Below are 11,333 nucleotides of genomic sequence, written 5' to 3' on the forward strand. Positions count from 1 at the left end.
CACGATGCCGTCGGCTTCGTGACCGGGGGAGACCACCATCCGCTGCGAAGCACCGAAATCCGGGGCCTGCACCCGTGGCATGTCGCGGTCGCCGGGCAACGGCTCGGCCGGCATGCACAACGCGCGGCGTGCGAAGGCGGGCAGGGCGCGACTGACCGGGTGGCAGATCGACGCGGTGTTGCGCTCTCCCCAGCGGCGCTGGGCCAGCGGTCCCTGGCTGGCAAGATCTGCTTCCAGCTCACGTGCGGCCTTCGCCAGCAACGCATCCCAGCTGTCGATACCGGGTGGCAGCAGATGTGCCGGGCGCTGTTCCAGCATCGGCCAGACCACGCCTTCCAGCTCGGGCAGCCGCGGCGGCAGGTAGTCGGCGCCCAGCTGTGCGCGGGCAGGCGCGAGCAGCGCGCCTTCGACCGCATCGAGCACCTTGCCACGGAAGCCGCGGGTGATGCGATAGCTCACCGAGTCCACCGATGCCCGTCCTTCCCAGTGCGCATTGGCTGCATGCAGGCGCTGCAGTGCAGGGTCGCTGCTGTGTGCGGTGATCTGCTGCAGCAGCGCCCACCAGCGTTGCAGCATTACCGCGCGGTCATCGAGCTGGATCGCCAGCAGGTCGTGCTCATCGAAACGGTCCTGGACCGCCAGCAGGTCGCGGATCTGCCGCGCGCGGGCGCCAAGGTCGTAGCCGCCATTGCCGGCCACTGCCAGTGCGGCGCCGTCCAGCACGCGGCCGTTGGCGGTCCACAGACGGTGGTCGGCGGGATCGATCAGTGCGGGGGCAGCGTCGCTGCGCAGCGACCAGGGTGCGCAGGCGTCATTGCGCGCTGGCGCGTAGCCGGCCGCCGCACATCCGGAGCCACGGTCCGGACGGGCGCCGATCAGACGCCAGGCGATGCGCCCACTGCGGTCGCCGATCACCAGGTTCTGTGCAGGAATGCCGGCGCGGTCGGCCACGCGCAGGGCCTGGTCCAGGTCGCCCGCGCGGGCCATGTCGGCGAAATCCAGGCGCACCGCGCCGGGCAGGTGTGCGACCCAGCGCAGTGCGTCGCCGCTGCCATCGGCGTGGGTGTGCAGGATCGGCCCCCAGGCGGTCTCGCGCACCGGGAACACCACGTCATCCTGGCCGGCCACGGCGATGCGCTCTTCGTGGACCGTCACCGGGGCCGTGGCCGGTTCGTTGCGGAAATCCGCGGTGTCGATGTAGCTGTTGGTGAATCCCCAGGCGATGTGCCCGTTGCTGCCGACGATGACGGCTGGCAGACCGGGCAGCGAGAAGCCGCTGATGTCGACCTGGCCACCGGCCGCCTGCGGATCGGGATAGCGCAGGCGCACGCGGAACCAGAGGCCGGGTGCACGCAGGCCCAGGTGCATGTCGTCGGCAACGATGGCACGGCCATCGGCAGTGAGGGCGCCGGCCACGGCGAAGTTGTTGCTGCCCACTGCGCCGGCTTCCACCGGCACGGGGGCGGGCGAGGCGGCCAGCGTGCGCAGATCCAGTTGCCCTGCATCGGGCAGCAGGGCATTGCCGCGCGGCTCGCCGAACAGGGGCGCATCCCATTCGCTGCCCTGGTGCGCGATCAGCGCATGCAGCGCCGGTGGCACCACCGCCTGGATGCGGCTGAGCGCCAGTTCAGTCCGGTTGCCCGGATCCTGCAGATCGGCGTACATGGCCAGCCCGGCCAGCACGCTGTCGCTGGCGGTCCACGGCTGCGGCGCCTGCCGCAGCAGCAGGTAGGCCCACGGGCGCACGGAGAGATCGGCCAGGCCCTGGTTGACCCCATCGACATACGCGTTCACCGCCGCGGCGTTGCTGCCCAGGGCGGCCTCCAGATGGGCGTCGGTCCGCGCGCGCAGGCGATGAACCCGCATGCGCTTGTCCACCTCGATGGCCTTCGGGCCGAACAGCGCAGCCAGTTCGCCGGCCGCGCTGCGCCGCATCAGGTCCATCTCGAAGTAGCGCTCCTGCGCGTGGACACGGCCGAGCGCACGCATGGCGTCGGCCTGGCTGCCCGCGGTGATGGTGACCACGCCCAGCGCGTCGCGCTCGACAGTGACCGCTGCGCTTAGGCCGGGCAGGGCATGTTCACCTTCCAGATCGGCCAGGCTGCCGCGCAGCAGCAGCCACGCTGCCAGGGCCACCACCAGCAGGGTGGCGATCAGCACGCCGAGCAGCCAACGCCATGTACGTCGCATTGCAGGTCCTTTCCGAACGCCGGGGCCGATTGTAGCCGCAGGCGCAACTGCGACTGATTCCGATTAGATCACCGTATCCCGAAATGGGGCACCCTATGCCGCATCGATTCACAGGAGCCCCCCATGAAAGGCAACCCGGACGTCATCGCCTGCCTGAAGGAACTGCTGCGCGGCGAGCTTGCCGCGCGTGACCAGTACTTCATCCATTCCCGCCGTTACGAGGACCAGGGCCTGTTCGCGCTGTATGAGCGCCTGAACCACGAGATGGAGGAAGAGACCCAGCATGCCGACGCGCTGCTGCGCCGCATCCTGTTCCTTGGCGGGGATCCTGACATGCGCCCGCACCTGACCGAGCCGGGTACGACGGTGGAGGAGATGCTGCAGAAGGATCTGGACACCGAGTACGCCGTGCGCAACAACCTCGCCGCCGGCATGAAGCTGTGCGAAGAGAAGGGCGACTACGTGAGCCGCGACATCCTGCTGGCGCAGCTGAAGGACACCGAAGAGGACCACGCCTGGTGGCTGGAGCAGCAGCTGGGCCTGATCAAGCGCATCGGCCTGGAGCTGTACCAGCTGAGCAAGATCGACGGCAGCGGCGCCCCGGCGCACTGAACCGGTACCGTCGCCCGCCAGCACCGGAGCATCGCTCGCCAGCCTTCGCCCGCCAGCCGCTCCACCGCCCGCCAGCCGACAACGAAAAAGCCGGGGAATGCCCCGGCTTTTTCGTGTCTGGTGCTGCGTTTCGGTAGCGCCGGGCCATGCCCGGCGGGCAGAGCTGGGGTCAGAGCCCCTTCCGTTGGAAAGGGATCCGACCCCGCTGCGTCATTCCACTGACAGGCCTTCGACCTTCTGCCAGCCACGCGGCAGCAGGTGGCCGCGGGTCGCCCGCGCGCCGAGGTAGGCATCGAGCTCGTTGAACTTCAGGCCCATCGTGCGCTGGCCGGCGCGCACCTGCAGGGTCTGCCCCGGCCCGATCGCCACGATGGCGACCACGCGTTCCGTGGCCAGCTTGGCCTTGGGGATCTCGATGATCTTGTTGCCCTTGCCCTTGTCCAGTTCGGGCAGATCGCTGGCCGGAATCGCCAGCAGGTTGCCCGAGCTGGTCACCGCCACGATGCGGTCGCTCTCGACATTGGCGACCACCGCCGGCGGCAGCACCGACGAGCCGGCGGACAGGTTCAGCATCGCCTTGCCGGCCTTGTTGCGGCCGATCAGGTTCTCGAAGCGGGTGACGAAGCCGTAGCCATGGCTGGACGCGAGCACGAAGCGTGCGTCCGGCTCGGCGCTGGCCAGGGTGACGAAGCTGGTGCCGGGCGCCGGCGAGAAACGGCCGGTCAGCGGCTCGCCGTTGCCCCGCGCAGAAGGCAGGGTGTGCACCGCCGTTGAATAGGCCCGGCCTTCGCTGTCCAGGAATGCGACCTGCTGGGTGCTGCGCGCGCGCACGGCGCCCTGCAGCGCATCGCCATCGCGATAGGACAGGGCCGACGCGTCCACGTCATGACCCTTGGCGGCGCGGATCCAGCCCTTCTGCGACAGCACCACCGTCATCGGCTCGCTCGGCACCAGTTCGGTCTCGTCGATGGCCTGCGCCGCCTGGCGCTGGACCAGTGGCGAGCGGCGCTCGTCGCCGAACTTCTTCGCATCGGCCTGCAGCTCGTCGCGGATCAGCTTCTTCAGCTTGGCCTTGCTGTCGAGGATGCCGATGATCTTCTCGCGTTCCTTGGCCAGCTCGTCCTGCTCGCCGCGGATCTTCATTTCCTCCAGGCGGGCCAGCTGCTTCAGCTTGGTCTCCAGGATGTACTCGGCCTGTTCTTCGGACAGGCCGAAGCGCGCGATCAGTGCGGCCTTCGGTTCGTCCTCGGTACGGATGATATGGATCACCTCGTCCAGGTTGAGGAAGGCCACCAGCAGACCTTCCAGCAGGTGCAGGCGGCGTTCGACCTTCTGCAGGCGATGCTGCAGGCGGCGGGTGACGGTGTTGCTGCGGAACGTCAGCCATTCGCTGAGCAGCATCTTCAGGTTCTTCACCTGCGGACGGCCATCCAGCCCGATCACGTTGAGGTTGACGCGGTAGCTGCGCTCCAGGTCGGTGGTGGCGAACAGGTGGCCCATCAGCTGCTCGGCATCGACGCGGTTCGAGCGCGGCACCAGCACCACCCGCACCGGATTGGCGTGGTCGGATTCATCGCGGATGTCTTCCAGCCACGGCAGCTTCTTGGCGCGCATCTGCGCGGCGATCTGCTCGATCACCTTCGAGGGCGATACCTGGAACGGCAGTGCGGTGACCACGATGTTGCCGGCTTCACGGCTGAACGTCGCGCGTGCACGCACGCTGCCGTTGCCGGTCTCGTACAGGGTGCGCAGATCGTTGGCGGCCGTGATGATCTCGGCGCTGGAGGGATAGTCCGGGCCTTTCACGTGCTCGCACAGGTCGCGCACGGTGGCATCCGGATCGTCCAGCAGGTGCAGCAGCGCGCTGACGATCTCGTTGAGGTTGTGCGGCGGCACATCGGTGGCCATGCCCACGGCGATGCCGGTGGTGCCGTTGAGCAGCAGGTGCGGCAGGCGGGCCGGCATCCACGTCGGCTCCTGCAGCGTGCCATCGAAGTTGGGCGCCCAGTCGGTGGTGCCCTGGCCCAGCTCGCCCAGCAGCACTTCGGCGATGGGGGTCAGCTTGGATTCGGTGTAGCGCATCGCCGCGAACGACTTCGGGTCGTCGCTGGAGCCGAAGTTGCCCTGGCCCTCGATCAGCGGATAGCGGTAGGAGAACGGCTGGGCCATCAGCACCAGCGCCTCGTAGCACGCGCTGTCGCCGTGCGGGTGGTATTTACCGATGACGTCACCGACGGTGCGTGCGGACTTCTTCGGCTTGGACGCGGCATTCAGCCCCAGCTCGCTCATCGAATAGATGATGCGGCGCTGCACCGGCTTCAGGCCGTCGCCGACGAACGGCAGGGCGCGGTCCAGGACCACGTACATCGAGTAGTCGAGGTAGGCGCGTTCGGCGTACTCGCGCAACGGCAGTTGTTCGAATCCGTGGAACACGGGGCGGGCAAGTTCGGTCATGCGGCGTTGTTACCTATGTCGGGAGGCGGCGACGGCGGTCGCCGCTCGCAATCCTGTGATTATCCGGATGCGGCCGGGGATGCCAAGCCGCGCGCAGGGTCCAGGCCGGTTTCCAGTCCATTCCCGGCCCGCGCCAGGTAGCGCCCGGGCGGCAGGCCGAAATGGCGGCGGAACACGGTGACGAAGGCGCTGGCGCTGCTGAAGCCCAGCGCATGGGCGATATCGGCCACGCTGCGGCCATCGGTCAGCTGCCGCAGCGCTTCGGACAGACGGGCCTGCTGGCGCCACTGCGCGAAGCTCAGCGTGGTCTCGTCGCGGAAGTGGCGGGTCAGGCTTCGCGGCGAAAGCCCGGCCCAATGCGCCCATTCGGCCAGGCTGCGCTCGTCGGAGGGATCGGCCAGCAGCTGCGAGGCGATCTTCAGCAGGCGCCGATCGTGCGGCATCGGCAGGTGCATGCGCTGGCGCGGTGCGGTGCGGATCTCATCCAGCAGAACCTCGATGATGTGCTGGTGCTCGGGCGTGGCGACCTGGTCGAGCGACCAGCTGCAGATCCGGTCCGCCAGTGCCTGCGCCAGCCTGGACAGGCCCAGCACGCAGGGGGCGGCGGGAAGGGCAGTGCAGGCGGGCGCGGCCAGCGCCATGCCCCAGCCACGCAGCGGGCCGTCCAGAGCGACCGTGTGAGGTTCCAAGGGCGGCATCCAGCCGGCCGAACCGGGCGCCAGCGACCACGTTCCATGCGAGGTGCGGGTGGTCAGCAGGCCGCGTTCGACGCAGATCAGCTGCGCACGCTGGTGATGGTGCCAGTCGACTTCACGGGCGAGCCCCTGCGGACTGTCGAAGCGGAAGCCGACGACCGGCGGGCCATCGTTGCGCTCGAACCAGTCCAGCGCCTCGTTGCGCAGCAACTGCCGGGCCGGGGCGATGTCCCCCTTGTTCATCCTCTCCGATGGCTGGAATGTGTCATTCATTGGCTTAATGGTACTACCGGGCCATCCTGGGGCGCCATTAAGGTAGGCGCCTTCACTGATCCAGCCCGCTGCTGCAACACAGCATTCGATGCCAGATCGAATATTTCCATTGAGAAATATTTTTTTTGGAAGAGAATGCACTCCCATGATCTGTCCTGCAACCACTCCCCCCAGCTTCGGCCTGCTGCTGCGCCAGGTGCGCGACGGCCTGGTCCGCCAGCTTGACGCGTCCATGGCCGAAGAAGACCTGGGTATCGGCTTCACCCACTACATCGGGTTGAAGGTGCTCTCGAACATGGCCCCCTGTACCGCCAACGAACTGGCCCAGGCCATCGACCAGGTACCCAGTGCCGTCACCCGCCTGCTGGACAAGCTCGAAGCCCTGGGCTGCGTTCGCCGCGAGGCACATGCGCAGGACCGCCGTGCGCTGCAGATCGTGCTGACCGATGAAGGCCGCGCACTGTGGGCGCGCTTGAAGCTGCGCGGCGACGCGGTGATGGATTACGCCCTGCGCGATCTGTCCGCCGACGAGCGCACGCTGCTGTTGTCCCTCCTGACCCGAATCCGCGATTCCCTGACGACCCCATGAACCCGATCCCGCATTCCTCATTCCGCCGGTCCGGGCGCGCGCTGCTGCTGTCGGCGCTGGCGCTGGCGCTGGCCGCCTGTGCCAGCAGCCGCGGCCTCGAACCGCAGGCCCGCCTGCTCGATGTGGACAGCCTGCACAGCGAGCGCACCCTGGCCGACACCGATCTCAGTGCCACCGGCTTCCCCGCACAGGACTGGTGGAAGGCATTGGGCGATGCGCAGCTGGACGCGCTGATCGCCGAAGGCCTGGCCGGTCATCCGAGCCTGGACGCCGCCGACGCACGTCTGCGCCAGGCGCAGGCCAAGGTCGGTACCGCACGCGCTGACCGCCTGCCCAGTCTCTCCGTTTCCGGCGGCTATACCGGGCTTCGCCTGCCCGAGTCGATGGCCGGCGACGAGATCGGTGGCCACTACGCAGGCAGCAGCCAGGTCGCTTTCGACTTCAGCTACGGGATCGACCTGTGGGGCGGCAAGCGCGCCGCCTGGGAAGCGGCCGTGGATGGCGCGCATGCCGCCACCGTGGAGGCCCAGGCCGCACGCCTGAATCTGTCCACCGGCATCGCCCAGGCCTATGCGGACCTTGCTTACGCGTGGCAGCTCGACGATGTCGCCGAGGAAGAACTGACGCGGTCGCAGAAGTCGCTGGAACTGACCCGACAGCGTCGCCGCGCTGGCATCGACAGCGATCTGCAGGTGCGCCAGGCCGAAGCCCGCGTGCCCGCCGCGCAACAGCAGGTGCAGGCCGCGCAGCAACGCATCGACGCCGCCCGCACCGCATTGGCCGCCCTGGTCGGCAAGGGCCCCGACCGTGGCCTGACGATCGAGCGTCCGCAGCCGTTGAATCCGACGGCCCTGCAGCTGCCAGGCGTGCTGCCCAGCGAGCTGCTCGGCCGTCGTCCTGACATCGTCGCCGCACGCTGGCGCGTGGAAGCGGCCAACAAGCAGATCAAGGTCGCCAGGACGAAGTTCTACCCGAGCCTCAACCTGACCGCGCTGGCCGGCGTGGTGGCGCCGAATGTCGGCGATCTGCTGCAGAGCAGTTCCACCTTCGCCTACATCGGCCCGGCGCTGAGCCTGCCGATCTTCGAAGGCGGCAAGCTGCGCGCCAACCTGGCCGACACCGATGCGCAGTACGACCTGGCGGTGGCCAATTACAACCAGGCGGTGCTTGACGCACTGCGCGACGTGGCCGACCAGGTCAATGCGGTGCGCTCGCTGGCGCAGCAGGCGCAGTCGCAGCAGCAGGCCGTGGACACGGCGCGTGCAGCGTTCGACCTGGCCGGGCAGCGTTACCGCGCCGGCATCGGCAGCTACCTGGATGTGCTGTCCGCACAGTCCACCCTGCTGCAGTCACAACAGCAGCTGGCCAGCCTGCAGTCGCAGCAGGTGCAGACCTCGGTGCGCCTGAGCAAAGCGCTGGGCGGGGGCTTCCAGCCCAGTGATGCCGATCGCGCGCCGCTTGCCTCCCATTCCGATTCCTCGCATTCCTGAAGATCCCCGCCATGAGCCAGACCCAAGACACTGCGGCCCCGGCCGCCTCCAACCGCCGCAGCAACCTGCTGCGGGGCCTGTTCGTCATCGTCGTGCTGCTGCTTGCCGCACTGGCGCTGTGGTATTTCATGTTCGGCCGTTGGTTCGAAGAAACCGACGATGCCTACGTGCAGGGCAACCTTGTACAGATCACCCCGCTGGTGGCAGGCACCGTGGTCGCCATCAATGCCGATGACGGCATGCGCGTGGAGCGTGGCCAGCTGCTGGTGCAGCTGGACCCGGCCGATACGTCCGTGGCCCTGCAGCAGGCTGAAGCCAACCTGGCCAAGACCGTTCGCCAGACCCGTGGCCTGTATCGCAGCGTGGAAGGCGCGCAGGCAGACCTGAATGCCCGTCAGGTGACCCTGAAGCGCGTGCGCGAGGACTTCGCACGCCGCAGGGATCTGGCCGCCACCGGTGCAATCTCCAACGAAGAACTCGCCCATGCCCGCGATGAGCTGGCGGCGGCGGAAGCAGCGGTGGCCGGTTCGCGCGAGACCGTCGAGCGCAACCGTGCGCTGGTCGACGATACGGTGATCGCCACCCAGCCCGACGTGCAGGCGGCCGCCGCGCAGCTGCGCCAGGCCTACCTCAACAATGCCCGCGCCGGCATCGTCGCGCCGGTCACCGGTTATGTGGCCCGTCGCTCGGTGCAGGTGGGCCAGCGTGTGCAGCCGGGTGCCGCACTGATGGCCGTGGTGCCGACCGAGCAGATGTGGGTCGAGGCCAACTTCAAGGAAACCCAGCTGCGCCACATGCGCCTGGGCCAGGAAGTGGAGCTGAAGTCTGACCTGTACGCCGGCGATGTGAAGTACAAGGGCCGCGTGCAGAGCCTGGGTCTGGGGACCGGCTCGGCGTTCTCGCTGCTGCCGGCGCAGAACGCCAGCGGCAACTGGATCAAGATCGTGCAGCGCGTTCCGGTGCGCATCGCCATCGATGCCAAGCAGCTTGCCGAACATCCGTTGCGTATCGGCCTGTCGATGAAGGCCGAGGTGAGCCTGCGCGACCAGAAGGGCGAGGTGCTGCCGAGCGCCCCGGCCAAGGGCACGGTGTTCGACACCGACGTCTATGCCAAGCAGCTGCATGATGCCGACGAGGTGATCCACTCGATCATCCAGGGCAACGTGCCGCAGCAGTCGAAGGTGGGCTGAGGTCGCCATGTCCGCCCAAGCTCCAGCCGCGCCCGGAAGCCCGGGCGCACCGGCGGCGCCGGGTGCGGCCGCCGGGTTCCTGCCGCCGAGCGTGGCCCTGTGCACCGTGGGCCTGGCGATGGCCTCCTTCATGCAGGTGCTCGACACCACCATCGCCAACGTCTCGCTGCCGACCATCGCCGGCAATCTCGGCGCCAGTTCGCAGCAGGCGACGTGGGTCATCACTTCGTTCGCGGTCAGCACGGCCATCGCACTGCCGCTGACCGGCTGGCTCAGCCGCCGTTTCGGCGAGCGCAAGCTGTTCGTCTGGGCCACGCTGGCCTTCGTCATCACCTCGCTGTTGTGTGGCCTGGCGCAGAGCATGGGCATGCTGGTGGTGTCGCGCGCCCTGCAGGGCTTCGTGGCCGGCCCGATGTATCCGATCACGCAGTCGTTGCTGGTCTCGATCTATCCACGCGAGAAACGCGGGCAGGCGTTGGCGCTGCTGGCGATGATCACCGTGGTCGCGCCGATCTGCGGGCCGATCCTCGGGGGCTGGATCACGGACAACTACAGCTGGGAATGGATCTTCCTGATCAACGTGCCCCTGGGCATCTTCGCCGCGCTGGTGGTGGGCAACCAGCTGAAGGGCCGTCCGGAACACGTGGAGAAGCCGAAGATGGACTACGTCGGCCTGATCACGCTGGTGATCGGCGTCGGCGCACTGCAGCTGGTGCTCGACCTGGGCAACGACGAGGACTGGTTCTCCTCCACCCGGATCGTGGTGCTGGCCTGCGTGGCGGTCGTGGCGCTGACGGTGTTCCTGATCTGGGAACTGACCGACAAGGACCCGATCGTCGACCTGAAGCTGTTCCGCCACCGCAACTTCCGCGCCGGCACGCTGGCGATGGTGGTGGCCTATGCCGCATTCTTCAGCGTGGCCCTGCTGATTCCGCAGTGGCTGCAGCGCGACATGGGGTACACGGCGATCTGGGCAGGCCTGGCGACGGCGCCGATCGGCGTGCTGCCGGTGATCATGACGCCGTTCGTGGGCAAGTATGCCTCGCGCTTCGACATGCGCATGCTGGCGACCATCGCCTTCGTGTTCCTGTCGATGACCAGCTTCCTGCGCTCGGGCTTCAATCTGCAGGTGGACTTCCAGCACGTGGCCGGCGTGCAGCTGATCATGGGCATCGGCGTGGCGCTGTTCTTCATGCCGGTGCTGCAGATCCTGCTGTCGGATCTGGATGGTCGCGAAATTGCCGCGGGTTCGGGCCTGGCCACGTTCCTGCGCACGCTGGGCGGCAGCTTTGCAGCATCGCTGACCACCTGGCTGTGGGCACGTCGCACGCAGGTGCACCACGCCGATCTGACCGAACACATTTCGGCCTATCAGCCGGGCATGCAGGACCAGGTTGCGGCGATGGGGCAGGGTGACCTGCAGCATGGTGCAGCGGTGCTCAACACCATGATCAACCACCAGGCATCGCAGATGGGCTTCAACGACATCTTCTTCTTGCTGGGCTGGATCTTCCTGGCCATCATCACCTTCCTGTGGCTGGCCAAGCCGCCGTTCGGTGCCGGTGCCGGTGCAGCGGCCGGTGGCGGGCACTGAAACTGCCCGCAAACACGGCGCTGTATGTCGACCCCGCCGCAAGGCGGGGTTTTTGTCTGTGGTGAGTTCTGCCAGGCGGCGTTCGCGCAACGCGCGGAAGGCGTCGCCATTGCGTTGACGCTGCGGATTCCGGAAACGAAAAAACCCGCTTTCGCGGGTTTCATCATCATGAGTCGTGGTGCCCAGGAGAGGACTCGAACCTCCACGGTTTTACCCGCTAGTACCTGAAACTAGTGCGTCTACCAA

Annotated in this window: 8 protein-coding genes; 5 read left to right on the forward strand and 3 right to left on the reverse strand. The window is 67.8% G+C overall.

Going from position 1 to position 11,333, the window contains the following annotated elements; all coding sequences use genetic code 11:
* A partial coding sequence (locus QMZ25_RS03960) for a penicillin acylase family protein (protein ID WP_283219165.1) occupies window positions 1–2,190 on the reverse strand: 2,190 nt, incomplete at its 3' end.
* 123 nt (window positions 2,191–2,313) lie between these two features.
* On the opposite strand from QMZ25_RS03960, the gene bfr reads away from it, so the two are divergent.
* Window positions 2,314–2,802 (forward strand): bacterioferritin, encoded by a 489-nt coding sequence (gene bfr / locus QMZ25_RS03965; RefSeq protein WP_053518345.1) that lies wholly within the window; start codon window positions 2,314–2,316, stop codon window positions 2,800–2,802.
* Between the two features lie 210 nt (window positions 2,803–3,012).
* Here the strand turns inward: bfr and parC are convergent, their stop codons facing one another.
* Together parC and QMZ25_RS03975 are read right to left on the reverse strand one after the other, a co-directional pair.
* Window positions 3,013–5,256, reverse strand: coding sequence for a DNA topoisomerase IV subunit A (parC, locus tag QMZ25_RS03970; protein ID WP_053518348.1), 2,244 nt, complete (start codon window positions 5,254–5,256; stop codon window positions 3,013–3,015).
* Between the two features lie 59 nt (window positions 5,257–5,315).
* Entirely contained in the window at window positions 5,316–6,224 is a 909-nt protein-coding gene (locus tag QMZ25_RS03975; RefSeq protein ID WP_283219166.1) for a helix-turn-helix transcriptional regulator, read from the reverse strand.
* A gap of 145 nt (window positions 6,225–6,369) precedes the next feature.
* Here QMZ25_RS03975 and emrR point away from each other — a divergent pair, with 145 nt between their 5' ends.
* The 4 genes from emrR to emrB are packed head-to-tail and all read left to right on the forward strand — an operon-like array spanning window position 6,370 to window position 11,087.
* Window positions 6,370–6,813 (forward strand): multidrug efflux system transcriptional regulator EmrR, encoded by a 444-nt coding sequence (gene emrR / locus QMZ25_RS03980; RefSeq protein WP_053518351.1) that lies wholly within the window; start codon window positions 6,370–6,372, stop codon window positions 6,811–6,813.
* On the forward strand, window positions 6,810–8,303 hold the full coding sequence (gene emrC, locus QMZ25_RS03985) for a multidrug efflux transporter outer membrane subunit EmrC (protein WP_065174708.1): 1,494 nt from the start codon (window positions 6,810–6,812) through the stop codon (window positions 8,301–8,303). The genes emrR and emrC overlap by 4 nt, the downstream gene beginning before the upstream one ends.
* Before the next feature lie 11 nt (window positions 8,304–8,314).
* Window positions 8,315–9,493: a multidrug efflux MFS transporter periplasmic adaptor subunit EmrA gene (gene emrA, locus QMZ25_RS03990; protein WP_053518354.1), complete on the forward strand. Its 1,179-nt coding sequence runs from the start codon at window positions 8,315–8,317 to the stop codon at window positions 9,491–9,493.
* 7 nt (window positions 9,494–9,500) lie between these two features.
* Window positions 9,501–11,087, forward strand: a complete 1,587-nt coding sequence (gene emrB / locus QMZ25_RS03995; protein ID WP_053518356.1) for a multidrug efflux MFS transporter permease subunit EmrB — start codon at window positions 9,501–9,503, stop codon at window positions 11,085–11,087.
* The last annotated feature ends 246 nt before the right edge of the window (window positions 11,088–11,333 follow it).

This window comes from Stenotrophomonas sp. RS-48 (genome assembly GCF_030053245.1).
Taxonomy (GTDB): Bacteria; Pseudomonadota; Gammaproteobacteria; order Xanthomonadales; family Xanthomonadaceae; genus Stenotrophomonas; species Stenotrophomonas maltophilia_P.